General features: G+C 61.5%; 22 protein-coding genes and 1 pseudogene. 13 read left to right on the top strand and 10 right to left on the bottom strand.

From position 1 onward, the window contains the following. Window positions 1-7: 7 nt before the first annotated feature. The 3 genes from BFP99_RS07705 to deoC all read right to left on the bottom strand — a co-directional run bounded on the left by BFP99_RS07705 (window position 8) and on the right by deoC (window position 1,851). Complete coding sequence (locus BFP99_RS07705; RefSeq protein WP_027605845.1) at window positions 8-619, bottom strand: chemotaxis protein CheC; 612 nt, start codon at window positions 617-619, stop codon at window positions 8-10. Beyond that, window positions 619-978, bottom strand: a complete 360-nt coding sequence (locus tag BFP99_RS07700) for a response regulator (protein ID WP_065927544.1) — start codon at window positions 976-978, stop codon at window positions 619-621. The genes BFP99_RS07705 and BFP99_RS07700 overlap by 1 nt, the downstream gene beginning before the upstream one ends. A 189-nt stretch (window positions 979-1,167) precedes the next feature. Next, entirely contained in the window at window positions 1,168-1,851 is a 684-nt protein-coding gene (deoC, locus tag BFP99_RS07695) for a deoxyribose-phosphate aldolase (RefSeq protein ID WP_065947002.1), read from the bottom strand. Window positions 1,852-1,979: 128 nt separating this feature from the next. On the opposite strand from deoC, the gene deoR reads away from it, so the two are divergent. Then, a complete protein-coding gene (deoR, locus tag BFP99_RS07690) occupies window positions 1,980-2,738 on the top strand; it encodes a DNA-binding transcriptional repressor DeoR (protein ID WP_065927542.1) in 759 nt (252 codons plus the stop codon). On the opposite strand, the gene BFP99_RS07685 is transcribed toward deoR, so the two are convergent. The 5 genes and pseudogenes from BFP99_RS07685 to BFP99_RS33985 all read right to left on the bottom strand — a co-directional run. Then, a complete protein-coding gene (locus tag BFP99_RS07685) occupies window positions 2,735-3,781 on the bottom strand; it encodes an aldose 1-epimerase family protein (RefSeq protein WP_065947001.1) in 1,047 nt (348 codons plus the stop codon). The two genes, deoR and BFP99_RS07685, sit on opposite strands and share 4 nt — an antisense overlap. Next, complete coding sequence (gene fucP / locus BFP99_RS07680; protein WP_065947000.1) at window positions 3,778-5,109, bottom strand: L-fucose:H+ symporter permease; 1,332 nt, start codon at window positions 5,107-5,109, stop codon at window positions 3,778-3,780. The genes BFP99_RS07685 and fucP overlap by 4 nt, the downstream gene beginning before the upstream one ends. A gap of 26 nt (window positions 5,110-5,135) precedes the next feature. Further along, window positions 5,136-6,056, bottom strand: a complete 921-nt coding sequence (gene rbsK, locus BFP99_RS07675; RefSeq protein WP_065946999.1) for a ribokinase — start codon at window positions 6,054-6,056, stop codon at window positions 5,136-5,138. A 199-nt stretch (window positions 6,057-6,255) separates the two neighbouring features. Then, window positions 6,256-6,981: a methyl-accepting chemotaxis protein gene (locus tag BFP99_RS33990; protein WP_370671277.1), complete on the bottom strand. Its 726-nt coding sequence runs from the start codon at window positions 6,979-6,981 to the stop codon at window positions 6,256-6,258. A 132-nt stretch (window positions 6,982-7,113) separates the two neighbouring features. Continuing rightward, window positions 7,114-7,869, bottom strand: a pseudogene (locus BFP99_RS33985) (HAMP domain-containing protein); the annotation flags it as partial. 136 nt (window positions 7,870-8,005) lie between these two features. Between BFP99_RS33985 and BFP99_RS07665 the strand changes: the two are divergent. Together BFP99_RS07665 and BFP99_RS07660 are read left to right on the top strand one after the other, a co-directional pair. Further along, a complete protein-coding gene (locus tag BFP99_RS07665; protein WP_065946997.1) occupies window positions 8,006-9,214 on the top strand; it encodes a multidrug effflux MFS transporter in 1,209 nt (402 codons plus the stop codon). 100 nt (window positions 9,215-9,314) lie between these two features. Further along, entirely contained in the window at window positions 9,315-10,172 is an 858-nt protein-coding gene (locus BFP99_RS07660) for an SDR family oxidoreductase (RefSeq protein ID WP_065927536.1), read from the top strand. Between the two features lie 157 nt (window positions 10,173-10,329). On the opposite strand, the gene xerC is transcribed toward BFP99_RS07660, so the two are convergent. Together xerC and BFP99_RS07650 are read right to left on the bottom strand one after the other, a co-directional pair. Continuing rightward, on the bottom strand, window positions 10,330-11,244 hold the full coding sequence (xerC, locus tag BFP99_RS07655; RefSeq protein WP_065946996.1) for a site-specific integrase: 915 nt from the start codon (window positions 11,242-11,244) through the stop codon (window positions 10,330-10,332). Between the two features lie 108 nt (window positions 11,245-11,352). After that, window positions 11,353-12,165: a M949_RS01915 family surface polysaccharide biosynthesis protein gene (locus BFP99_RS07650; RefSeq protein ID WP_065946995.1), complete on the bottom strand. Its 813-nt coding sequence runs from the start codon at window positions 12,163-12,165 to the stop codon at window positions 11,353-11,355. A 400-nt stretch (window positions 12,166-12,565) separates the two neighbouring features. Here BFP99_RS07650 and arnC point away from each other — a divergent pair, with 400 nt between their 5' ends. The 10 genes from arnC (at window position 12,566) to BFP99_RS07600 (ending at window position 24,078) form a co-directional block, all read left to right on the top strand. Next, window positions 12,566-13,603, top strand: coding sequence for an undecaprenyl-phosphate 4-deoxy-4-formamido-L-arabinose transferase (gene arnC, locus BFP99_RS07645; RefSeq protein WP_065927534.1), 1,038 nt, complete (start codon window positions 12,566-12,568; stop codon window positions 13,601-13,603). Continuing rightward, window positions 13,600-15,591 carry a bifunctional UDP-4-amino-4-deoxy-L-arabinose formyltransferase/UDP-glucuronic acid oxidase ArnA gene (arnA, locus tag BFP99_RS07640; protein ID WP_065946994.1) on the top strand — a complete coding sequence of 664 codons (1,992 nt, stop codon included), beginning with the start codon at window positions 13,600-13,602 and terminating at the stop codon, window positions 15,589-15,591. Before arnC ends, arnA begins: the two co-directional genes overlap by 4 nt. Further along, complete coding sequence (gene arnD, locus BFP99_RS07635; protein ID WP_065946993.1) at window positions 15,591-16,475, top strand: 4-deoxy-4-formamido-L-arabinose-phosphoundecaprenol deformylase; 885 nt, start codon at window positions 15,591-15,593, stop codon at window positions 16,473-16,475. The genes arnA and arnD overlap by 1 nt, the downstream gene beginning before the upstream one ends. Next, window positions 16,472-18,127, top strand: coding sequence for a lipid IV(A) 4-amino-4-deoxy-L-arabinosyltransferase (gene arnT, locus BFP99_RS07630; RefSeq protein WP_065946992.1), 1,656 nt, complete (start codon window positions 16,472-16,474; stop codon window positions 18,125-18,127). Before arnD ends, arnT begins: the two co-directional genes overlap by 4 nt. Further along, window positions 18,124-18,471: a 4-amino-4-deoxy-L-arabinose-phosphoundecaprenol flippase subunit ArnE gene (arnE, locus tag BFP99_RS07625; protein WP_065946991.1), complete on the top strand. Its 348-nt coding sequence runs from the start codon at window positions 18,124-18,126 to the stop codon at window positions 18,469-18,471. Before arnT ends, arnE begins: the two co-directional genes overlap by 4 nt. Next, a complete protein-coding gene (gene arnF, locus BFP99_RS07620; protein ID WP_065927529.1) occupies window positions 18,468-18,881 on the top strand; it encodes a 4-amino-4-deoxy-L-arabinose-phosphoundecaprenol flippase subunit ArnF in 414 nt (137 codons plus the stop codon). Before arnE ends, arnF begins: the two co-directional genes overlap by 4 nt. Then, a complete protein-coding gene (locus BFP99_RS07615) occupies window positions 18,878-20,257 on the top strand; it encodes a UDP-glucose dehydrogenase family protein (RefSeq protein WP_065946990.1) in 1,380 nt (459 codons plus the stop codon). The genes arnF and BFP99_RS07615 overlap by 4 nt, the downstream gene beginning before the upstream one ends. 3 nt (window positions 20,258-20,260) lie before the next feature. Beyond that, window positions 20,261-21,883: an ArnT family glycosyltransferase gene (locus BFP99_RS07610; RefSeq protein ID WP_065946989.1), complete on the top strand. Its 1,623-nt coding sequence runs from the start codon at window positions 20,261-20,263 to the stop codon at window positions 21,881-21,883. 239 nt (window positions 21,884-22,122) lie between these two features. Next, window positions 22,123-22,833 (top strand): HPP family protein, encoded by a 711-nt coding sequence (locus tag BFP99_RS07605; protein ID WP_065927526.1) that lies wholly within the window; start codon window positions 22,123-22,125, stop codon window positions 22,831-22,833. Between the two features lie 141 nt (window positions 22,834-22,974). Beyond that, window positions 22,975-24,078 (top strand): enoyl-CoA hydratase/isomerase family protein, encoded by a 1,104-nt coding sequence (locus BFP99_RS07600; protein WP_065927525.1) that lies wholly within the window; start codon window positions 22,975-22,977, stop codon window positions 24,076-24,078. The last annotated feature ends 3 nt before the right edge of the window (window positions 24,079-24,081 follow it).

Below are 24,081 nucleotides of genomic sequence, written 5' to 3'. Positions count from 1 at the left end.
GATCCCTTCAAAGTTCGTCCAGCAAACGATCGATGGCCCGAACGACAACCCCAGCCGTACGTTCAGTGATGCAGATCAACAAGTCGCAGGAGAACTGATGAGCCTGAACCTCGAAACGGATTTCCAGCACCATCGCCAGGTGTTCATTCAGGTTCAATTCATCCAGTGCATTCGCCGCATGTTCGGTGTGGACAAGAATGGACGGTGCGTCATAACTCACCTGAGTCGCCACCTGCCGTGCCAGGCCACTGATGCAGGCGCCGGTCAGGATGTTGGTGACATCAAGCATCAACTCGTGCTGCTGCTCCAGGCCGCTGCCCTTGTAGCCCAGCAGTTCGGCCAGTTCATCGGCCCCCTTGGAGCCAAAGCACACGAACACTTCGCCGCGTAGCTCACCCAGAAAAGACTGGCGGGTGACGATCATGAAGCTCCGACGCAGATGCTCCGGAATCAACAGGTGATTCTGTTCCCGGATCAGCGGGTGAATAAAGGGAACCGAAAGCGTCACCATGGTATCGGTCAGCAGCGCCAGTCGCTCGGCCGCCTGTCCCATGGCGATGTTCATCAGTTCCTGCAGGGCATCACGTTGGTCTTCGGTGAGTGCGGCCAAGGTTTCCATCAAAGCACTCCTATGACGTGCAAGGCATTGACTACAGCTTCAGCCGTAACCGGCTTGGCTACAAAGGCAGCAGCGCCCAGGTCGAATACCCGTTGCCTGGCCAGGGGTTGGATGTCTGCACTGATCACCACGACGACCACGTTGGCGTCTTCGCGCTTGAGTGCCTCCAGGGTCTGGAAGCCATCCATGACGGGCATGGTGAGGTCGAGAAAAAGCAGGTCGACCAAACCGGCGTGGTAAGCCTCCATCACCTCGGCACCGTTGCAGGCCTGGCGAACATCTTCGGTCAGTGATTCCGGCAGGGAACGCAAGACCATCTTGCGGGACATGGATGAATCATCGGCGATTAGAACTTTCATGGTGCACTCCACAGGTATGAAGTGTCCTGCGGCCTCGGCCGAGGCCGGAGAAATCAAGACTTCATTGAATCTTCCAATCACTCTAGCGTGACATATAGCAAAGAGCCATGAAGAAATCCGGATAGTGCTCTAATGATTTGCGCAGCCTGTAGGGATTTCCCTACAGGCTGCCAGGCGCCGGCCCGAAACTCAGTAACCACTGGCCGCCGTCATCGCCCCGCCGACAATCGCAATCCCCGAACTGCTGCCCAAGCGCGTCGCCCCGGCTTCAATCATTTTCAGTGCCGTCGGATAATCGCGCACACCACCGGACGCCTTGACCCCAACCGCGGCGCCCACGGTTTTACGCATCAGGGCCACGTCTTCGGCGGTGGCACCGCTTCGGCTGAACCCCGTGGAGGTCTTGACGAACGCCACACCCAGGTCCCGGCAGATTTCGCAGGCCTGGACTTTCTCTTCGTCGTCCAGCAGGCAGGTTTCCAGGATGACCTTCAACGGCACGGCGCCGCAGGCCTTGTGGACCAAGGCAATGTCTTCGCGCACTGCGTCCAGCAAACCGTCCTTCAACCAGCCGATATTGAGCACCATGTCGATCTCCCCTGCCCCGGCGGCAATCGCCCGTTCGGCTTCGAAGGCCTTGGTGTCACTCAGGCCGGCGCCCAGGGGAAAGCCCACCACGGCACAAATCACCACGCTGGCGCCGGTCAGGCAGGAAGCGGCGTAAGGCACCTGCCCCGAGTTCAGGCACACCGAATAAAAACCGTGCTCCCGGGCTTCCTCGCACAAAGTGCGAATCTGCTCGCGGGAGGCGTCGGGCGCCAGCAAGGTGTGATCGATGTACTTGGCCAATGCTGCGGGTTGAAGAGTGTTCATTTAACGTGCCCTTGCCTGTATGTTGCGAATGGTCGTGTGCCGCTTGTCACAGCACCCACACTAATGCGTTATAATAATAACATTAAATGTTACTTATCTAACACAAACAATCAAGCCCTGGAATACTCGTGGACAGTAGAAAAGCCGAGCGACTCAAGCTTATCCAACAAGCCTTGCAGGACCAGAACGCCATTCACCTGAGGGAAATGGCGGCGCTGCTGGAGGTTTCGGAGATGACCCTGCGCCGCGATCTCAACCACTTCAGTGATCACCTGCGCCTGCTGGGTGGCTACATCACCCGGGTCGGCAGCGAGGTCAGCGATTACCGGGTTGCCGAGCAGGACACCCGCCACGTCGAGGAAAAGCGCCGCATCGGCAAACTCGCCGCGCGCCTGATCCAGCCCGGTGACACGGTGTTTTTCGACTGCGGTACCACCTCGCCGTTTGTGATCGACTTCATCCCCGACGACTTGGAGTTCACGGCGGTGTGCAGCTCGTTGAACGTGCTGCTCAAGCTGCATAACAAGCCCAACTGCCACATCGTGTTGTGCGGCGGGACCTTTCACCGCAAGAACCAGGTGTTTGAAAACAGTGCCGAAAGCAGCATCCTCGACAGCGTGCGCCTGACCTGGGCCTTCGTGACGGCCGCCGGCGTCAGCCAGGCATTCGGCGTGACGTGCTTCAACTTCAATGAAGTCGAGGTCAAGCAAAAGGTCATGCGCCAGGCCCAGCAACGTGTGTTGCTCGCCGACTTCAGCAAGTTCGACACGGTGCGCACCGCTCACTTCGCTGCCCTGCAAGACTTTCAGTACGTGGTCAGCGACAAGAAAATCCCCCGCAGCTACAAGGACGCCATCCAGGCCCACGGCGCGCAATTGCTGGTTTAACCCAGCAACCGCTGGCGTTCCTGCGCGCTCAGGTAGCCGGTGGTGACACTGAACGAAGCGCTGGCTCCCGCCGCCAGCAAACGCACGTGGCCTTTGGCTTTCTCGGCGTTATAGCCCTCGGGTTCGCACGTCGATGGCAGCACGAACGCCGCCACTTGCTGATCCGGCGCGTGCAGGATCCAGCGTGCGGCGTGGGCGAATTGTTCGGGGCGATAGCGGGTGTAGAACGCCGCGCCATCGGGATGATCCAGCAGGAAGTGGGCCAGGCCGGTGGCGTCTGTGCCGACGCCGTCGAAGAAAAACACGATTTCAGGGTCGTACAACGCCGGCTTATCCAGACACACCAATTGCGTAGGTTGCTCGGCCAGTTGCGCCATGTAGGCGCTCCAATCCGGCGTCGGCTTGACGTGGTCCGGAATGCTGGTGCGCAGGCGCAGGTGCTGCATGCCCAACGGCTCGACAAACCGCGCGCCGGCCACATACGCATAGTTCATATGGGCCATGTACATCAGCTCCATAGGCTTGCCAGCCAGGTTGGTCACGTCCATATCGATATCGAACAAGGCCGAGTCAGCGCGCAGGGTCACGCTGGGGCACGCCCGGTAGCGATCGCCGAAGCCCTTGGCGTATTGATAGCAACCGCCCAGGCGCACAAAGCCCTCGCCGATTTCCAGCCAGGCCGAGTCCATCGGGGCGCAAGGCATTTCGCCGTGCAAGGCGTGGGTGTCATCCGGCGCCGGGCAACCGTTGCGCAGCAGGCCACTGTGAAACATGAAGCAGCCGTAGGTATCGATGACCGTCGGGCTGGGCCGGGGTTGCTCGAACAGGTTGCTCATGGTCACGTCACAGCCGTCGAACACCGCCGACCAGATCATCTGCCCTTGATAAGGCAGCAGCACCAGGCGTCCACGACTGTTCTCCAGGCTCACGGCCAGCACGCCGGACGGATAGATCCAGGCACTGACCTTGAAATCCTCGGACTGCAACAGGATTCTCTCCTGCTCGGCAAACACCGCTGGATACAGCGCAATCCGCGTATTCATGAGGCCACCGCCGCAACAGCGCTCGACGGTAACGTGCCGGGTTGGCGCATGCACTTGACCGCGTACATCACGATCACGATAAAGCACAGCAACGGCACGCTGTAGGCCAGCTGCATATTGCCGCCGCTGGCATCGGACAACAGGCCCTGGAAGATCGGAATCACCCCGCCGCCGACGATGCTCATCACCAGCAATGAACCGCCGACGCCGGTGTCTTCACCCAGGCCATCGATGGTCAGGCCGTAAATGGTCGGCCAGCACGGGCCGAGGAAAATACTCACGCCGACCGCTGCGTACACCGCCGAAATATTCGGCACCAGAATGGTGTAGGCCAGCAGCACAATGCACAGCACACCGTAGATCGCCAGGACCTTGGCCGGATGCAGGCGGCGCATCAACAGGTTGGCGATCATCTTGCCGACAAAGTAGGCGGCAAAGGTGGTCAGCAAAAACCATGAGGCGCTGCGTTCATTCATTCCGCCCATTTGCATCGCCAGGCGAATGGTAAAACTCCACACGCCGACCTGGGCGCCCACGTAGAGAAACTGCGCCAATACGCCAAAGGTAAAGCGCGGGTTACGCCACAGCCGGCCCAGGCTGTGGCGCAGGCTGCCAGGCCTGCTGTCAGCCGGCTTATTGCCCTTGCAGGCAGGGAACCGAGTGATCGCGACCAGGATAAACATCAGCACCAGCACGGCAATCATCCACTTGTACGGCAACAGCGTGGACTGGATCATTTGCAACTGCTGCACAGCCGCCTCGGTGGCGCTCATCTGTGTCAGCTGTTCGGTGGTCGCGTCGGTGTCCTTGAACATCACGAAGCTGCCGACGTACACCCCGGCCATCGCACCGAAGGGGTGGAACGTCTGCGAGATGTTCAAGCGCCGCGTCCCGGTTTCCCGTGGCCCCATCAATGTCGAGTAGGTGTTGCAGGCGGTCTCCAGGAACGACAGGCCGGCCGCAATCACAAACAGCGCCAGCAGGAACATGCCGTACTTGGCCGTGGACGCCGCCGGGAAAAACAGCAGGCAGCCGAACATGTACAGCAGCAACCCGATCAGGATCGTGCTCTTGTAGCTGAAGCGGCGCACCACCATTGCCGCCGGAATCGCCACGAAAAAATAGCCCAGGTAAAACGCCGACTGCACAAAGGCGGTCTGGAAATCACTGAGCAAAAACGCTTTCTTGAAGTGTGCGATCAGCACGTCATTCATGCTTGCCGCCGCCGCCCACAGCGCAAAGATGCTGCACAGCAGGATAAAGGCGAACCAGGGAGTGCGGTTCAGGTAGAAACCATCGGGTGTCTGTTGCAGCGCAGGTTTGTTCATTATTGTTCTCCGGGCTGGTTTGGGGATTACGGCTGTTGCTGGAAACGAGCGAACGCCTCGCTGTCGGGGTATGACGTCTGGGTGCCCAGGGCCATGACCGAGCAGGCGGAATACGCCACGGCCTGTTCCATGGCCTGCCGGATACCGCCGTCGCGGCTCCAGTGCTGGATGAAGCAACCGATAAAGGCATCGCCGGCGCCCGTGGTGTCCCGTGCCACGACCTTTCGGCCCGGCACCCGGAATTCGCCCTCCTCTCCCACGTACAACGCACCGTGTTCACCGAGGGTGACGATCACGTGGCGAATGCCGCTGGCCACCAGCGTGCGCGCGGCGCGCTGGGCGGCGTCCGGCGAGTCCACGACCTGGCCGCTGATCAACGCCAGTTCCGATTCGTTGGGGATCAGGAAATCCAGCTGTGTCAGGTGCTCCCCGCTCAGGCCGGCCAGGGCCGGTGCCGGGTTGAGCAGCACCGCGATGCCGTGCCGGTGCGCAAATTCGATGGCGTAGTAGACCGTCTCCAGATTGATCTCCAACTGCAGCACGATCAGGGTGCACTCGCGCAGGTCGGCGGCCGCCGCGTCGATGTCCGCCGGCAACAAATGCGCATTGGCGCCTTTGACGATCAGAATGCTGTTGTGGGAGTCGGCCCGCACAAAAATCGGCGCGACACCGCTGGAAACCCCAGGCACCCGCTGCACATGACGGGTGTCGATACCAAAACGTTGGAAGTTGGCCAGGGTGTTGTCGGCAAACATGTCGTCGCCGACCTTGCTCAACATCAGCACCTGCGCCCCAAGCTTGGCGGCCGCCACCGCCTGGTTCGCCCCCTTGCCGCCACACCCGAGGGCAAAACCAGGCGCTTCCAGGGTTTCGCCCTGGGCCGGCATGCGGTCGATGTAGGTGATCAAATCCACCATATTGCTGCCGATGACTGCGATCTTGCTCATTGCTATTCCACCTTGTTGCACCACGACCAGGCAGGTCGTGGCGCTCTTGTTTTGTTATTTAAATAACATTAGGTGTGAATATTCAATCTTTTTTTGCGGTGCCCGGTCAACGAGCCCTGCGGGTGGGCCGGTGGACCGGGCAAAAAAAACCGACCCACAGGGGGCCGGTCCATAAAGCGTGTATCAGGTCTGTGCGGTGTTACAGGCTGAAGCGATCCACGGATTGCGACAACTTGCCGGCCAACCCGGCCAGTTCATCGGTGGTCGAGGCGGTTTCGCCGATGATGCGGCTGTTGTTTTCCGACATCCCCGCAATCATCTCCACCTGGTGGGAGATTTCGTTGCTGGCCAAACTCTGTTCACCGATGGTGCGCGAGATGTCGTTCACCAACTCGGTGGTATTCAGGGTGGCCTGCAGAATATCGCGGATCGCTCGCTCCACCTCGGCAGTCACCGCCATGCCTTTATCCACTTGGGTGACGCCCTCCTCCATGCTGGTCACCGCTTCCCGGGTGTTCTGCTGGATACGCCCGACCATGCTGGCAATTTCCTGGGTCGAGGCGCTGGTGCGGCCCGCCAGGCTGCGCACTTCATCGGCGACCACCGCAAAGCCGCGTCCCTGTTCGCCGGCGCGGGCGGCTTCAATCGCGGCGTTAAGGGCCAACAGGTTGGTTTGGTCCGCGATGCCCTTGATCACTTGGATAATGCTGAAGATCGCCTCGGACTCCTTGTCCAGCGTACGAATGACCTGGGCCGATTGCTGCGCTGAGCGGGCAATGCCATCCATGTCCTTCACCACCTGGTGGATCACCCGGCCGCCGTCCTTGGCCAGGGCTTCGGCCTGGTTGGCCATGTCCAGGGCGCGCCCGGCATGCCGGGTGATCTCTTCGATACTGGCGGTCATTTCACTGGCCGCCGCCGCCATGGTGCTGGCGGCCGCGCTTTGCTGCTGGCTGCTGCCGGCGACGTCATGGCAGCCCTGGCTCAAGCGTTCGCTCATACCATTGACGCCATGGGCATTGCTGCGCACCACCTCGATCATGCCGCGTAGATCTCGCTGCATGGTGGCAAGGCTGCGGATCAACGAGCTGGCTTCGTCCTTGCGCTTGGGTTCGACAATCGGCTCGCTCAAGTTGCCCCGGGCGATACTGTCGGCAATACGGCTGGCGGCCTGCAGCGGCGCCATGATGCTCGACAACACCCAGCGCCCCTGGGCCAGCAGCAGCAACAGGCTGGCGAGCAATACGGCGCCCAAGGTCAAATTGGCGTGGCTGATGGTCTGCCGCGTGCTGGCGCTGGTCTCCTGAGTATTGCTTTCGATCAGCTCGCTCATCGCCGCCATTTGATCTTCCAGCTGGGAAAACGCCTTGTTGAAGGTGTCCAGTTCCCCGCGAGCGGCCTCAGGATTCTCCAGTGCCAGCGCGACGATGCGCTCGCCGGCACTGATATAGGTGTCCAGGCTGGGTCTGATTTTTTCCAGGCCGGTCTTGATCGTGGCATCCAGCGGCAACTTGAGGTTGTCCCCCAGTACCTGACGGAAATGCTCGGCGTGTTCCTTCAACGAGGTGTTGACCTCGTCCTTGCTGCTGGTGCTTTTGCCCAACCCCACGAGCATGGCAGACAGCACGTCGGCACGCAGTGCGTCGTGCATCATGTCGGCTTCCATATGGTTGCGCAGGACCGTCATGCTCACCTCGCTATCCTGTACGGCCTCGCTCATCCGAACATTCCCCAGGTAGCCGGCCAGGCTCATGACCAGAGCCGTGAGCAACCCGGTCGCAATCAACAGCATCAAGCGTAATTTGATCGTCATGCTGACATCCCCATACCCAACCGTCGAAGCAACGTTCTTACCGTTATCGGCATCAATCCCTGTTAGTGAAGCCTAAGTTTGCGGATCTGCGCGGATCCCTTAAGCTGATCGGCTTTTGCGCTGCCGGAAACCGCCCATGTCCCGAAGTATTGCCCACCTTGCGTTACTGCTGGGGTTGATCACCGCCGTCGGCCCGTTCGCCATCGACATCTACCTGCCCGCCCTGCCTACCCTGGGCGCCAGCCTGCACGCCTCGCCGGCGGCGGTACAGATGAGCCTCACGGTGTTCTTCATGGTCATTGGGGTGTGCCAGCTGTTCTACGGCCCGATCAGCGATGTGTTCGGGCGCAAGCCGCCGATTTACGCCGGTCTGCTGATCTTTGCGGTGGGCAGCGTCGGCTGCGCGTTGGCGCCCACCATTGAAGTGCTGATCGGCTTTCGTGCCGTGCAGGCCTTCGGCGCCTGTGCCGGGATGGTCATTCCCCGGGCGATCGTGCGTGACCTGTACACCGGCCATGAAGCCGCGCGGCTGATGGCCTTGCTGATGCTGGTGATGAGTGTGTCGCCGATTCTCGCGCCACTGGCCGGCAGCCTGGTGATTTCGTTGTGGAGTTGGCGCGAAGTGTTCGCCGTGCTCGCGGTGGTGGCCGTGCTGTGCCTGGTGATGACAATTGTGCAGCTGCCCGAAACCCATCCCGCCGAGCGCCGGCTGGGCAAGACCTTGGGCACGGCGTTCAGCAGCTACGGCGCACTGCTGCGTGACCCGGTCTTCATCGGTTTGTCGGTGGTGTGCGGGTTCGGGCTGGCGACGTTCTTCGTGTTTATCGGCAGTGCGCCCTTCGTGTATATCGAATACTTCGGCCTCACGCCTACCCAGTTCAGCCTGTGTTTCGCCCTGAACGCCGCGTCGTTTTTTGCCATGAGCCAACTCACTGCACGCTTGAGCGCACGCTTCGGCCTGGCGCCACTGATTCGTTGGTCGGTGGTCGCCGTAGCCGCCGTGATGGTGCTGCTGGCCGCGACCACGCTGTGGGTCGACAGCCTGGCCTTGATGATGGCGTTGCTGTTTATCGGCTTCGGTTTCCTCGGCCTGTTGTTGCCGGCGGCGGGCGTGTTATCCCTGGAAGATCATGGTGCTGTGGCGGGATCTGCCTCCGCGCTGTTGGGGGCCATCCAGATGATCACCGCTGCCGTGTCCATGACCCTGGTCGGAGTGTTTGCCGACCACACGCCGGCGCCGATGCTCATCGGTATCGCGCTGTGTGCGCTCGCGGCGATGTTCACCACGCTGTGGACCTTGCGCCGCCTGCCGGCGCACCTGGCGAGCGCCCCACCCCACGGCTGAGCGATACCGCTCGTCGGGCCTGGCCGGCATCCATTACAACTATCGCCGGCCATGAAACTACTAATCCCATAGCACCGTTCGAAACCTATGGAGATTGGAAATGACTGACTACCCACGCCCGCCCTTCGCCCCCCAGGCGCAAAACGTGCCTGGTACCCAACGCACGATGGACCCGTACCCGGACTGTGGGGAACAGAGTTACAAGGGCTCCGGCCGGCTGGCCAACAAGATCGCCCTGATCACCGGCGCCGACAGCGGCATTGGCCGCGCAGTGGCCATCGCCTTCGCCCGTGAAGGCGCCGATGTGGCCATCGCCTATCTGGACGAACACGAAGACGCCAGGGAAACCGCGCGCTGGGTCGAGGAAGCGGGCCGCCAATGCCTGTTGCTGCCCGGTGACATTGCGCAAAAAGCCACCTGCCAGGCGCTGGTCGACAAGACCGTGGAACAGTTCGGGCGCATCGACGTGCTGGTGAATAACGCGGCATTCCAGATGACCCACGAAACGCTCGAAGAGATCGAGGATGAGGAATGGGTCAAGACCTTCGATATCAACATCACCGCGATGTTTCGCCTCTGCAAGGCTGCGCTGCCGCATATGAAGGCCGGCAGTTCGATCATCAACACCAGCTCGGTGAACTCCGACATGCCCAAACCGACCCTGCTGGCCTATGCCGCCACCAAGGGCGCAATCGCCAACTTCACCGGCGGCTTGGCGCAATTACTCGGCAGCAAGGGCATCCGCGTCAACAGCGTCGCGCCCGGCCCGATCTGGACGCCGTTGATCGTGGCGACCATGACTGATGAAGACGTGCAGAACTTCGGCAGCGAAACCCCACTGGGCCGCCCCGGCCAACCGGTGGAAGTGGCGCCGATTTATGTGCTGCTGGCATCGGACGAGGCCAGCTACATCTCGGGTTCGCGTTATGCGGTCACCGGTGGCAAACCCATTCTCTAAACCCACCGATCAATTAAGCGTACTTGCCTTTTGTAGGAGCGAGCTTGCTCGCGAAAAACGTCTACGGTAACGCGTGCATTCTGGATAAATGCGGTGCCTGTGAGCTCTTCGTGAGCAAGCTCGCTCCTACAGGGCCTAGTAATATCGCGCTGATCGCCTATAAATCGAACCGGTCCACCGCCCGCCTCCGCTCATTGTCGTCACGCACGTCATAACTGGCGGTGGTCTGGATATTGGTGTGGTGCGCCAACTTCTGTGCAATCGACAGGTCATGCTCCTCGATCACCCGCGTGATGAACGAGCGGCGAAAATCGTGGGGCATGATCTTCACCCCGACCTGCTCACCCCGTTGGCGCGCGATGTAGTAAATCGCGTGCTTGGTGATACGTTCGCGGGTGATATGGCTGCCCCTTCGTATGCGGTTGAACAGGAAGCTGTCGTCCTGCTCGCCTTCCTTGAGCTGTTCGCGCCTGAACGCCAACCAGGCCTGCAACTTGGCGAAAGCCCAGTCCGGTGCATACTTGACCAGCTCCTTGTTGCCCTTGCCGATTACCCGCAAGCTGCGTTCATCGAAGTTGATCTGCGCCAGGTCGAGGTTGACCGACTCGGACTTGCGCATGCCCGAGCCATACAGGATGCCGATGACCGCTGCATCACGCAGGCCTTGGGGGCGAGGGTCGGCGGCGCAGACTTCCATCATTTCCCGGATCAACGTGCGCCGCAGATTGCGGCCCTGGCCCAGGCGCGTGCCGGGCGTGGCCTTGACCGTACGCATTTTCAGGAGATGTTCCTGGCTGATCAGGCTCATGCGCCAGGCTTCATTCATCACCCCGCGCACGGCATTCACGTACAGGGATGAGGTATTCGGCGCGTAGCCGTCTTCACGCAACGCTGCGACCAGGGCGATGACATGTTCGGGTTGCAGCAGGTGCCAGTCGATGTCTTCGAGGTTGATGTCTTCGAAGCCCAGGCGGTCGGCGGCGTCCTGCAGCACGTAGCGCATGGTCAGTTGGCTGGAGGGGGTCAGGCGGGTGAGGTAGAGGGTCAACGGGTTACGGATAGACTCGGTCAAGGTAGATCAGCCTTTGGATTAAATACCTCGAACAACTCATTGTTTAATCGAGGTATTTAGTGAATTGGCGAAGACCGAGTCTAACCCAGGAAAAGCCCTGGCACAAAATCACGGTGCCGTGTCTTCATCCTCGGTGGGCGCCTGGGGCTGGGTCTGGGCCTGACTCCATTCGGCATCCTGCTTCTGCATCAGTGCGAACCAGTGCTGACGCATAAAGGTCAGGTAAGCGTCCGGCGCCTTGGCAAAGTCCTTCTCATCGCCATAGCAACCCGGCAACGGCAACTCCGTGCCCTGCTCCTTGTACTGGCTGACCAGCGCCTGCTGCCCGGCCACGCTACAATCCTTGGGCAGCGGCATGCCACGCAGGGCCCCAGCCTCTTCATCCCACCAGGCTGCGCCGACCCGGTCGACCCCGCGCAGGCGGTACTTCTGCGACTTGCCGACATGCATGATCAGCTTGAATTCGTTGGGGCTGACATCGCTGGTGCAGGAGCGCGAATAGCCCACGGTGGCCTGGGTGACGCCATCGCCGGTGAGGTCGGTGACCTTGGTCGCGGCCATGTCGAAGCGCAGCGCCGCATCGAATTGGCAATGCTGCACGTCGTCGTAGAGCATCCACATGCGCTTGGGACGGTCACCGTCGATCAGGTATTGGGCCGCATAGACAAACGCCGACTGGGTACCGTCATCCTCGCGTTCGCTGACCTGCTCGGAGAGCACCAGCAGGTTCTTGCCCTGGCGGTCGTCCCAGGTATAGGCGGCGACCTGCCTGCCGCGCACTTCAACACCCTCAGGCACTTGGGCGAGCGCGGTGAGCGCCACACCATCATCTGCCCGTACGGCGCTGACGCAGGCCGCCGTCATCAACAATCCGATCAAAACGGGCCGCCATTGGCCGCTTATACGCTGCACGCTATTCATCCGAGTACCCTGGCAAGAGATGGCTTACTTTACCGGCACTTGAAGCGCATTGCAGAGAAGATTCTTCAATTAAGACCAAGGGCTGGCGGATTAAAGCGCCTCACCTGCAGACAACGCCTATTCAGCCTGCGGGCCTTACCCTGCCATACCTTAGTTGCGTAGCTGAACCCTAGCTGTCTACCTGTCAAATAAACGAGTTTTTCATCTGCCTTTCATATCTGTTGCACATTTTTGCGCTTAATCTTGAACGTGAAACTTCAGAGCGAGTCCCACAACACCAGCTAACCTGTTGATTAAACTTCAACTTTTGCGCCGTTTTTTACCTGCGAGCCCTACGTTTGCCCAATGATCACTGCTGTTTTTACGCTCCAAGTTGCTCTAGCCCCGAGGTCATGAATCTTTGAAACCCTACCCTATTCATTGCGTGTCGATCGTTATCCCGGTCTACAACGAACAAGAAAGCCTGCCTGAACTGCTGCGTCGCACCACCGCCGCCTGCAAGCAACTGGCCTACGAATACGAAATCATCCTGGTGGATGACGGTAGCCGCGACAACTCCGCCCAATTGCTCGAAGACGCCGCCGCGCAAGACGGCAGCAACGTGGTGGCGGTGATCCTCAATCGCAACTACGGGCAGCACGCGGCGATCATGGCCGGTTTCGAGCAGTGCCGGGGTGAAGTGGTGATTACCCTCGATGCCGACCTGCAGAACCCTCCCGAAGAAATCCCGCGCCTGGTGGAACAGGCCGCCTTGGGCTACGACGTGGTCGCCACGGTGCGCAACAACCGCCAGGACTCGGCCTTTCGCCGCTGGCCTTCGCGCCTGATCAACCTCGCCGTGCAACGTTCCACCGGCGTGGCCATGAGCGACTACGGCTGCATGCTGCGCGCTTACCGGCGCACCATCGTCGACGCCATGCTCGCCTGCCGCGAGCGCAGCACCTTCATCCCGATCCTGGCCAACGGCTTTGCCCGTCACACCACCGAGATCCTGGTGCACCACGCCGAGCGTGAACACGGCGAATCCAAATACAGCGCCATGCGCCTGATCAGCCTGATGTTCGACCTGCTGACCTGCATGACCACCACCCCGCTGCGCCTGCTGTCCATCGTCGGCTTCAGCCTCGCGGGCCTGGGCGTGCTGTTCGCCTTCGCGCTGATCATCCTGCGCCTGGCCTTCGGTGCCCAATGGGCCGGCGATGGCATGTTCGTACTGTTCGCGGTGCTGTTCGTGTTCACCGGCGGCCAGTTCATCGGCATGGGCCTGCTGGGCGAATACCTGGGGCGCATGTACAGCGACGTGCGTGCGCGCCCCCGCTTCTTTATTGAAAAAGTGCTGCGCAACCAACCGGCAGCACCGGCGCCCGTGGTCGTCGTCGACGGCCTGGTGTCTTCCCATTCCACCACTACTTTTCCTTCCGATCAGGTTTCGTCATGAATTCAAAAGCCGTTGTCTTCGCTTACCACGATATTGGCTGTGCGGGCATTGAAGCCCTGCTGACTGCCGGCTACGACATTGCCGCCGTGTTCACCCATGCCGACGACCCCAAGGAAAACAATTTCTACGCTTCCGTCGCCCAACTCTGCGCGCGCAACGGCATCCCGGTACATGCGCCGGAAGACGCCAACCACCCGCTGTGGATCGAGCGTATTGCCAAGCTGAACCCGGAATACATCTTCTCCTTTTACTACCGCAACCTGCTGAGCGAGCCGCTGCTGGCCACCGCCAGCAAAGGTGCGTTCAACCTGCACGGCTCGCTGCTGCCTAAATACCGTGGCCGCGCACCGGCCAACTGGGTGCTGGTCAACGGCGAAACCGAAACCGGCGTGACCCTGCACCGCATGGTCAAGCGCGCCGATGCCGGGGCGATCCTGGCCCAGCAAAAAGTCGTGATCGAGCGCACCGACACCGGCCTGACCCTGCACGCCAAGCTGCGTGATGCGGCCACCAGCCTGCTGCGCGACGCCCTGCCGCAACTGGCTGCGGGCAAGCTGACGGAAACGGCCCAGGACGAAAGCCAGGCCACCTACTTTGGTCGTCGCACCGCAGCCGACGGCAAGCTGGAGTGGAAAAAACCCGCTGAAGAACTGTTCAACCTGGTGCGCGCGGTGACTCAACCGTACCCAGGCGCGTTCTGCGCCGTCGGCGAGCACAAGCTCATCGTCTGGCAAGCCGAAGTGGTCAAGGGCAATGAAGGCCTGGCACCGGGCCGTGTGATCAGCGTCAACCCGCTGCGCATCGCCTGCGGCGAAGACTCTCTGGTGGTCAAGTTCGGCCAGCGCAACGACAACGGCCTGTACCTGGCCGGCCCATCACTGGCCAACGAACTGGGCCTGGTCGACGGCTCCGTGCTGCGCGGTGCCGAGTCCGGCCGCAAGCCGCGCCGGACCCGCGTGCTGATCCTCGGTGTGAACGGCTTTATCGGTAACCACCTGTCCGAGCGCCTGCTGCGTGACGACCGTTATGAAGTCTACGGCCTGGACATCGGCTCTGACGCCATCGAGCGCCTGCGCAGCCACCCGAACTTCCATTACGTCGAAGGCGACATCAGCATCCACACCGAGTGGATCGAGTACCACATCAAGAAGTGCGACGTGGTCCTGCCGCTGGTGGCCATCGCCACACCGATCGAATACACCCGCAACCCGCTGCGCGTGTTCGAGCTGGACTTCGAAGAAAACCTCAAGCTGGTGCGCTACTGCGTCAAGTACAACAAGCGCGTGATCTTCCCGTCGACCTCCGAAGTCTATGGCATGTGCCAGGACCAGTACTTCGACGAAGACACCTCCAACCTGGTGGTTGGCCCGGTCAACAAGCAGCGCTGGATCTACTCGGTCTCCAAGCAACTGCTGGACCGCGTGATCTGGGCCTACGGCGCCAAGGGCCTGAACTTCACCCTGTTCCGTCCGTTCAACTGGATGGGCCCGCGCCTGGACCGCCTGGATTCGGCGCGTATCGGCAGCTCCCGGGCGATCACCCAGCTGATCCTGAACCTGGTGGAAGGTACGCCGATCCGCCTGTTCGACGGTGGCGAGCAGAAGCGTTGCTTCACCGACATCGCCGACGGTATCGAAGCCCTGGCGCGCATCATCGATAACGAGAACGATGCCTGCAACGGCCAGATCATCAACATCGGCAACCCGGAAAACGAAGCCAGCATCCGCCAGTTGGGCGAAGAGCTGCTGCGTCAGTTCGAGGCGCACCCGTTGCGCGGTAACTTCCCGCCGTTTGCTGGTTTCCGCGACGTCGAGAGCAAGGCGTTCTACGGCACCGGTTACCAGGACGTGGCGCACCGCAAGCCAAGCATCGAAAACGCCAAGCGCCTGCTGAACTGGGAGCCGACCGTGGAGATGAGCGAAACCATCAGCAACACGCTGGACTTCTTCCTGCGTGAAGCCATGCTCGAAATCGCGGACAAAAAGTAATGAAGGCAGGCTTGCGCATCGACGTCGATACCTACCGCGGCACCCGTGAAGGCGTGCCACGGTTGCTCGAATCCCTGGATGAGGCCGGGGTCAAGGCGACGTTCTTCTTCAGTGTCGGGCCGGACAACATGGGGCGCCACTTGTGGCGCCTGATCCGCCCGCAGTTCCTGTGGAAGATGCTGCGTTCCAACGCGGCCGGCCTGTACGGCTGGGACATCCTGCTGGCCGGCACCGCCTGGCCAGGCAAGCCGATCGGCCGTGACCTGGGGCACTTGATGCGCCAGGCCAAGGCGGCGGGGCATGAAGTCGGCCTGCACGCCTGGGATCACCACGGCTGGCAGGCCAACACCGGGCGTTGGAGCGATGCACAGCTGGTCGAGCAGATTCGACGCGGCGTGGAGACCTTGAGCGACATCCTCGGCGAACCCATCGACTGTTCGGCGGCCGCGGGTTGGCGTGCCGACGAGCGCGTGGTGCAAGCCAAGCAAGGTTTCAACTTCCGCTACAACAGCGATTGCCGGGGTACCAGCCTGTTTCGGCCGACATTGGCCGATGGCAGCGCGGGCACGCCACAAATTCCGGTGGACCTGCCGACCTTCGACGAAGTCGTCGGGCCGGTGGTGGCCGCCAAGGACTTCAACGGCTTCATTCTTGACCGGTTTGCCGAGTCGAAGCTCAACGTCTACACGATCCACGCAGAAGTAGAAGGGATTCTGATGGCCAACGATTTTCGCCAGTTGCTCGCCCAGGCAGGGCAGCGCGGCATCGACTTCAAACCGCTGGGCGACTTGTTGCCTGCGGACCTGACCACCCTGCCCCGGCAACACCTGGTGCGCGGCGCCTTGAGCGGCCGCGAGGGGTGGCTCGGAGTGCAGCAGGCATGATCCGGCGTTGGGCCTTGCCCCTGCTCCTGCTGGCGTTCGGTGTGTTTTACCTGTTGCCGCTGGCCACCCACGGCCTGTGGATTCCGGATGAAACCCGCTATGCACAGATCAGCCAGGAAATGCTGCTGACCGGCAAGTGGGCCTCGCCGCACTTCATGGGGATCCGCTATTTCGAAAAACCGGCTGCCGGTTACTGGATGATCGCGCTGGGCCAGGCGATCTTCGGGCAGAACCTGTTTGGCGTGCGCTTCGCCTCGGCGCTGAGCACCGGCTTGAGCATCCTGCTGGTGTACCTGGTGTCGCGCCGGCTGTGGAATGACCCGCAAAAAAGCCTGGTCAGCACCGTGCTGTACATGAGTTTTGTCAGCGTGGCGGCACTGGGCGGCTATGCCAACCTCGATCCGCAGTTCACGTTCTGGGTCAACCTGACCGGCGTTGCCCTGTGGTTCTGCTTCGACAGCACCACCCGCAACGGCCGCCTGGGATCCTGGGCGCTGCTCGGTTTTGCCTGTGGCATGGGCTTTATGACCAAGGGCTTCCTGGCGTGGCTATTGCCGGTATTGATCGCCCTGCCCTACGCGATCTGGCAGAAGCGCTTTCGCGAACTGCTCGGCTACGGCCTGGTCGCCGTGGTCGTGGCCATTGTGGTGAGCCTGCCGTGGGCCCTGGCCGTGCACCTGCAGGAGCCGGACTACTGGAACTTCTTCTTTTGGCACGAGCATATCCAGCGCTTTGCCGGCGACGATGCCCAGCATGCGGAACCGTTCTGGTATTACCTGCCGCTGCTGATTGCCTTCTGCCTGCCGTGGGTGGCGCTATTGCCGTCGACCCTGAAACAGGCGTGGCAGGAAAAACGCGCGGCGAAAACCGCCTTCCTGTTGCTGTGGCTGCTGATGCCGCTGGCGTTTTTCAGCCTGGCCAAGGGCAAGTTGCCCTCCTACATCATGCCGTGCCTGTTGCCGCTGGCGTTGTTGATGGGCCATTCCCTGGCCGACAAACTGGCCCAGGCCCGTGGGCGCGTGTTACGCATCAACGGCTGGCTGAACCTGGTCATCGGCGTGCTGGCCTTGCTCGCGCTGACGTGGGTCCAACTGAAAAAACCGGTGTATGAGCACGGCAGTGAAACCCTCAGCCTGGTGCTGGTGTTTATGTTCCTGTTCGGCTGGATCGTCGCCAACCTGCTGCAAGCGTCGCGCCCGCTGCGCTTGTGGGCGGCGCCGGCGATCGGCAGCTGGTTGCTGGTGGCGCTGGTCCCGGCCGCATTGCCCCATTCGGTGGTTTATAACAAGACCCCGGACCAGTTCATCATCGATCACCTCCAGGAGTTGAGCCAGACCAGCGCGTTGCTGAGCAACGACCTCGGCGCGGCCTCCGCCCTGGCATGGCGCGTCAAGCGCCCGGACGTGACCCTCTATAACACCGTCGGCGAAGTGAAATATGGCTTGGCCTTCGACGATGCGGCCCATCACAAGGTCGACACCACACAGGTCCAGCAATGGATGAGCGACGCGCGAAAACACGGCGCGGTCGGTGTGGTGATGCGCGTCAAGGGTGACGACGAACTCGCCGAAGTGGACTTGCTGCCCAAGGACGGCAAGCGCTACGAGCAAGGCAATATCGTGATCCTGGTGTTCCCGCAGGTTGCGCCATGATCACACTGCTCCTGTTATTGGCGGCCTGCCTGCTGACATGCATGGGCCAGGTCTCGCAGAAATTCGCCGTGGAAGGCTGGCGCGGCCAGCCCGACGGTTGGGCGCTGAAACTGCGCTCACCATGGTTGTGGTCGGCCCTGCTGTGCCTGGGTTTTGGTTTGATGGTGTGGTTGCTGGTGTTGCAGCGCCTGGAAGTCGGCATCGCCTACCCGATGCTCAGCCTCAATTTTGTCCTGGTCACCCTGGTGGCACGCTGTGTATTCAACGAACCCATCGACACACGGCATTGGCTGGGTGTGGTGCTGGTGATTGCCGGTGTGGTGCTGCTGGGGCGCCAGGTATGAGCCGCGTGCGTGGTTTTGCCCTGGCCCTGGGCAGCGTTGGCCTGGTCAGCGCCGCCCAATTGGGCATGCGCTGGAGCATGACGCGCCTGCCCTTACCCACCGAATGGCTGACCGCGTTCAACAGCAACGCCATCGACTTCACCGCGTTGGGCGTAGTAAGCCTGGCGATCCTGGCCTACGCGCTGTCGATGCTCTGCTGGCTCGGCGCCCTCAAGCACCTGCCCCTGGGCCGCGCCTATTCGCTGCTGAGCATCAGCTATGCGCTGGTGTACCTGCTGGCCGCCAGCCTGCCGGTGTTCAACGAACATTTTTCCCTCTCGAAAACCCTGGGGGTGGCCTTGGTCATCCTCGGAGTGCTGGTCATTAACTCTCGCCGTGCTAGCGCTGCAAGCGCCAGGAATGCCCCATGAAAATCAGTGTATTTGGTAGTGGTTACGTCGGTCTGGTGCAGGCCACTGTGTTGGCCGAAGTCGGTCACGATGTCATCTGCATGGACGTCGATCAGAACAAGGTCAAGCTCCTGCAGCAAGGCCATGTGAGCATCTTCGAGCCGGGGCTGGCGGCCATGGTCAAGGAAAACCTGGAGAGCGGGCGACTGCATTTCACCTTTGACGAAAAGCTTGCCGTCGAACACGGCGAAGTGCTGTTTATCGCGGTGGGTACACCGTCGGATGAAGACGGCTCGGCGGACCTCAAGTACGTGCTGTCGGTGGGCGATGCGGTGGCCCGCCACCGTATCGACCCGGTGATCCTGGTGGAGAAATCCACCGTCCCGGTGGGCACCGGCGACACCCTGCGCGCCCATATCGAAAAAGCCCTGCACCTGGCCGGCCGGCACCTGGAGTTCGATATCGTCTCCAACCCGGAATTCCTCAAGGAGGGTTCGGCCGTTTCCGACTGCCGCCGCCCGGACCGCATCATCATCGGCTGCGAGCGCGAAGAAGTGCGCGACGTGATGCGCGACCTGTACGCGCCGTTCAACCGCAACCATGACCGCATCATTTTCATGGACCTGCGCAGTGCCGAACTGACCAAATACGCCGCCAACTGCATGCTGGCCACCAAGATCAGCTTTATCAACCAGATCGCCGAGCTGGCCGAACACCTGGGCGCCGATATCGAAGCCGTGCGCCTGGGCATCGGCGCCGACTCGCGCATCGGCTACCACTTTATCTACCCCGGCTGCGGCTACGGCGGCTCGTGCTTCCCCAAGGACATGCGTGCCTTGATCCACAGCGCCAAGCAGGCCAACTGCTCCAGCGACCTGCTGGAAGCCGTGGAAGCCATCAACCAGCGCCAGAAGAGCAAGCTGTTCGAACGTATCAATGCGTTCTTCCAGGGCAACCTGCGCGGCAAGACCTTTGCCCTGTGGGGCCTGGCGTTCAAGCCCAACACCGACGACATGCGCGATGCACCCAGCCGCGTGCTGATGGAAGCCCTGTGGGCCGCCGGCGCCAATGTGCGGGCGTTCGACCCGGAAGCCATGCAGGAAACCCAGCGCATCTACGCTGACGAGGAGCGGCTGATGCTGATGGGCACGCCGGAATCCACGTTGCTCGGCGCCGATGCGCTGATCGTCTGCACCGAATGGCAGCAGTTCAAGGCGCCGGACTTCGAGCTGATCCACCAGCGCCTGAAAACCCCGGTGATCTTCGACGGCCGCAACCTGTATGACGGTGAGCGCCTGGCGCGCAAAGGCTTCCAGTATTACCCGATCGGTCGTGGCGATTCCTGCCAGTTGCCGATCCCCCAACAACAGTGGGTGCCGCAGGTCGTGGAAGCCTGATTCGTGAACAAAGCTCAACCGTCCCTGCTCAGCCCGACGATTCGTCGCCAATCCCTCGGCTTGGGATTGCTGGCGCTGCTGTTGTTCATCGCCGGCAGTTGGCACCAGGCGATTATCGGTTTCGACTCACGCTTCGTGGTATTTGCCCAGGAGATGCTGCGCCATGGGCCGGGTTTTTTTCCCACCACCTACGGGCAGCCGTATGCCGATTACCTGGCCACCTCGACGCTGATGACCTGGCTGTTGTCCCTGCCCCTGGGCCAGGTCACCAGCCTCACGGCCTGGCTGCCCACGTCGATTGCCTCGGCAGTGATCGTCATCCTGGTGTATCGCCTGACGGCGCCCTACTCCCAGCGTTGGGGGCTGCTGAGCATCGCGCTGTTGTTGCTGAGCAGTACCTTCATCAGTGAAACCCGTGCGGTATCCCTCGACCAGATGCTCGCCGCCATCGCCCTGGCGGTGTTCTACCTCGGTTATGCCCATGATCATTTCGGTGCGGGCAGACGCCTGTACTGGCTGTACCTGCTGCTGATCCTCGGCTTTGCGATTCGCGGGCCGATCGGGCTGGTCATTCCCACGGGTGTGCTGTGCAGCTACTACCTGATCAACCGGCAATGGCGCCAACTGTTCAGTTTTGGCCTGCTGGCCCTGGCGCTGCTGGCGGCCTGTGTCGGCCTGCTGTTGCTGATGGCCAAGCTCAGTGGCGGCGAGAGCTTCATGCAGGATGTGATCCGCATGCAGTTCCTGGGGCGCATGGACGGCAGTGAAGGCTCCAGTGGCGCGTTGTATTACTTCACCAGCTCGCTGGGCAACTACGCCCTCGCCTATCCCGTGGCGCTGCTGGTGCTGCTGGCGCTTGCGTTCGGTGGGCGCCGCGTGCCGACGCCGGCGTTGCAACTGGTGCTGTACTGCGCCGCCGCAGGCTTGCTGGTGATGTTGGGCCTGTCGATTCCCCAGGCAAAGAAGGCTCGCTATGTGCTGCCGATGTTGCCGATGGCAGCGATCATTGCGGCGTACCCGTTCCAGGTCACTGAGGGGCGGCTGTTTGCATGGCTACGCGGGCTGATGCTGGGTCTATGGACACTGCTGCCAGGCCTGCTGATCGTCGGGCTGGTATTCGCGCGGCCACGCTATCCGCAGCAGTTGAGCCAGCTGGGGCCGGTGTTCGCCGTTCTCGGCGTGTTGCAAGCCTTGGCATTGCTGGCGTTGTTCAGGGCTCGCCTGCGGCCGCTGGGTCCGGCGCTTGCCGCCGTGCTTGCGGTTTGGGCAACCTATATTGCCGTGGTCGAACCGCTCGAACGCAGCGTCTACGACACCCGCACCTTTACCCTGCAAGTGCATGAGCAGGTCAAGCAACAGCGCGCCCCCGTGGTATTGCACGGCTTGGGCAAAGACGCCAAGGCGATCAAATACATGGTCAACCTCGACTGCGACCAGGTGCCGTTGTTTACCCAACAAGCTTCTGACCTGGCACCGCTGCAAGGGCCGGCGTGGCTGGTGATGAGCCAGGCGGATTTCGAAGGGCTCGAAGACCCGCGCTTTGCCTCTATCACGCCTACGTTGAGCGGTGAGTTCGACCGAACCCCCTATGTGCTGCTGCACCTGGCTAAACCTGCCCAACCTTGAGTTGCGTCTGAACCCCAACTGTAAACTCGATGGCCACATGCGGTAGCTATCTACCGCTCCGCCACGCCTTGATAAACTCATTATTTTTGTATTTAACCCTCATTAATATGCATTGGCGCTGCCCTGCCGGGCGCGGCACACTGCGCGGGTTCCTCCCCCAAATGCAGGAACTTTCAAAGGGCTTTTCCGGGCAACCAGACAAGCCTTTTTTTTGCCCGCCGTTTATGGATTTCCTTTCAATGCGCTCTCGCTGGTTTCCCGCTGCTATCAACACCCGCCCCACCGAATGGAGCCGTGCCGCGATTGGCATGGCCTTGGGTACATTCTTCAGTGTGTGGCTCTGTGCCCAGGTCTTCGGCATGGAGGTGGCCCTGCACCTGCTGGGCCCGCTGGGGGCTTCGGCGGTGTTGTTGTTTGCGGTCTCATCCGGGGCGCTGGCACAACCCTGGTCGATCATCGGCAGCTACCTGTGCGCCGGTGTCGTGGCATTGCTGGTGGCCCGCGTCCTTGGGCGCACCCTGGGCGGTGCCTGCCTGGCGGCCGGCATGGCCGTGGTGCTGATGTGCTGGTTGCGGTGCCTGCACCCGCCCGCCGGTGGGCTGGCCATGAGCCTGGTCCTGGCCGACCCTGCCTCCGCCGCCCTGGGCTGGCACGAATTGGGGGCCGTATTACTCGGCGCCGGCGCCTTGCTGGCCTGTGCATTGGCCTACAATAATGCGACGCGAACGCGCTACCCCAAGGGTGCTGTCGAGACGTCGACGACTGTCCTGCCTGACCCCAGGGCCGCCCGCGACCCCGCTATCACGGCCGCCGACTTGAAGCTGGCGCTGGCGGACATGGAGCAATTCTACGACGTGGCCCCGACGGAGCTGGAGCAATTGATCCATGCTGCAGAAACCCACGCTCGGCGCCGCAGCATCGGTGAAGTACTGGCAACCCGCGTGACCTGAACCCGCGCCCGCCACCCTGCATAAATGCAAAAACGACCTGCATGATTTCGGGTTGTACTGTGCAAATTTGCACTGGTACGATCACGGGAGTGTTTGCGCACGACCATCTTGATAAAGAACAATAAAAGCAGGGAGTTACAGATGACTGCTCAGGTTTCAAGCGAAGCAAGCAGCGCCGAGAGGCGTCAGGACGACGTACTGGCCGAAGTACGCAACCATATCGGTCACCTCACCCTCAATCGCCCCGCCGGCTTGAATGCCATCACCCTGGACATGGTCCGCAGCCTGGCGCAACAGCTGCACGCCTGGTCAGACGACCCGCAGGTGCATGCCGTAGTCCTGCGCGGTGCGGGCGAAAAGGCATTTTGTGCCGGCGGCGATATCCGCTCCCTGTATGACAGTTTCAAACGCGGCGACACCCTGCACGAAGACTTCTTCGTCGAGGAATACGCGCTGGACCTGGCCATCCACCATTACCGCAAACCCGTACTGGCCCTGATGGACGGGTTTGTCCTGGGCGGCGGCATGGGCCTGGTGCAGGGTGCTGATTTGCGCGTCGTCACCGAGCGCAGCCGCCTGGCGATGCCGGAGGTGGCGATCGGTTACTTCCCGGACGTCGGTGGCAGCTACTTCCTGCCGCGCATTCCCGGCGAGCTGGGCATTTACCTCGGCGTGACCGGCGTGCAGGTTCGCGCGGCAGACGCCCTGTATTGCGGGTTGGCCAACTGGTACCTGGACAGCGCCAAGCTGGCCAGCCTCGACCAGAAACTCGACAGCCTGCAATGGCATGAATCGCCCCTCAAAGACCTGCAAGGCGTGCTGGCCAAGCTGGCGGTGCAGCGCCTGCCCGACCCGCCGCTGGCCGCATTGCGCCCCGCGATCGACCACTTCTTCGGCCTGCCGGACATTCCGAGCATCGTCGAGCAACTTCAGGAGGTCACTGTCGCCGACAGCCATGAGTGGGCACTGAACACCGTCCACCTGATGCAAACCCGCTCGCCCCTGGCCATGGCCGTGACCCTGGAAATGCTGCGACGCGGCCGGCGCCTGCCGTTGGAGCAGTGCTTTGCCCTGGAGCTGCACCTTGACCGCCAATGGTTCGAACGCGGCGACCTGATCGAAGGGGTCCGCGCGCTGATCATCGACAAGGACAAGAACCCTCGCTGGAACCCGCCGACGCTCCATGGACTGAACAAAAGCCACGTCGACAGCTTCTTCCATCACTTCGAGCAGGTTGCGAAATAAGCC

Source organism: Pseudomonas sp. 1 R 17 (assembly GCF_900067035.1).
Lineage (GTDB): Bacteria > Pseudomonadota > Gammaproteobacteria > Pseudomonadales > Pseudomonadaceae > Aquipseudomonas > Aquipseudomonas marginalis.
Note: the sequence above shows the minus strand (reverse complement) of the source record. Positions and strands in the feature narration are given on the sequence as shown.

What these genes read in the sequence shown, in the direction of transcription:
- BFP99_RS07660 (WP_065927536.1), top strand. Translation starts at nt 9,315, where the DNA reads ATGACTGACTACCCACGCCCGCCCTTCGCCCCCCAGGCGCAAAACGTG.
- rbsK (WP_065946999.1), bottom strand. Translation starts at nt 6,056, where the DNA reads ATGAGCAAGATCGCAGTCATCGGCAGCAATATGGTGGATTTGATCACC.
- arnE (WP_065946991.1), top strand. Translation starts at nt 18,124, where the DNA reads ATGATCACACTGCTCCTGTTATTGGCGGCCTGCCTGCTGACATGCATG.
- BFP99_RS33990 (WP_370671277.1), bottom strand. Translation starts at nt 6,981, where the DNA reads ATGGCGGCGGCGGCCAGTGAAATGACCGCCAGTATCGAAGAGATCACC.
- arnF (WP_065927529.1), top strand. Translation starts at nt 18,468, where the DNA reads ATGAGCCGCGTGCGTGGTTTTGCCCTGGCCCTGGGCAGCGTTGGCCTG.
- BFP99_RS07665 (WP_065946997.1), top strand. Translation starts at nt 8,006, where the DNA reads ATGTCCCGAAGTATTGCCCACCTTGCGTTACTGCTGGGGTTGATCACC.
- arnT (WP_065946992.1), top strand. Translation starts at nt 16,472, where the DNA reads ATGATCCGGCGTTGGGCCTTGCCCCTGCTCCTGCTGGCGTTCGGTGTG.
- arnA (WP_065946994.1), top strand. Translation starts at nt 13,600, where the DNA reads ATGAATTCAAAAGCCGTTGTCTTCGCTTACCACGATATTGGCTGTGCG.
- BFP99_RS07605 (WP_065927526.1), top strand. Translation starts at nt 22,123, where the DNA reads ATGCGCTCTCGCTGGTTTCCCGCTGCTATCAACACCCGCCCCACCGAA.
- BFP99_RS07700 (WP_065927544.1), bottom strand. Translation starts at nt 978, where the DNA reads ATGAAAGTTCTAATCGCCGATGATTCATCCATGTCCCGCAAGATGGTC.
- BFP99_RS07705 (WP_027605845.1), bottom strand. Translation starts at nt 619, where the DNA reads ATGGAAACCTTGGCCGCACTCACCGAAGACCAACGTGATGCCCTGCAG.
- arnD (WP_065946993.1), top strand. Translation starts at nt 15,591, where the DNA reads ATGAAGGCAGGCTTGCGCATCGACGTCGATACCTACCGCGGCACCCGT.
- deoC (WP_065947002.1), bottom strand. Translation starts at nt 1,851, where the DNA reads ATGAACACTCTTCAACCCGCAGCATTGGCCAAGTACATCGATCACACC.
- BFP99_RS07650 (WP_065946995.1), bottom strand. Translation starts at nt 12,165, where the DNA reads ATGAATAGCGTGCAGCGTATAAGCGGCCAATGGCGGCCCGTTTTGATC.
- BFP99_RS07600 (WP_065927525.1), top strand. Translation starts at nt 22,975, where the DNA reads ATGACTGCTCAGGTTTCAAGCGAAGCAAGCAGCGCCGAGAGGCGTCAG.
- BFP99_RS07685 (WP_065947001.1), bottom strand. Translation starts at nt 3,781, where the DNA reads ATGAATACGCGGATTGCGCTGTATCCAGCGGTGTTTGCCGAGCAGGAG.
- fucP (WP_065947000.1), bottom strand. Translation starts at nt 5,109, where the DNA reads ATGAACAAACCTGCGCTGCAACAGACACCCGATGGTTTCTACCTGAAC.
- BFP99_RS07615 (WP_065946990.1), top strand. Translation starts at nt 18,878, where the DNA reads ATGAAAATCAGTGTATTTGGTAGTGGTTACGTCGGTCTGGTGCAGGCC.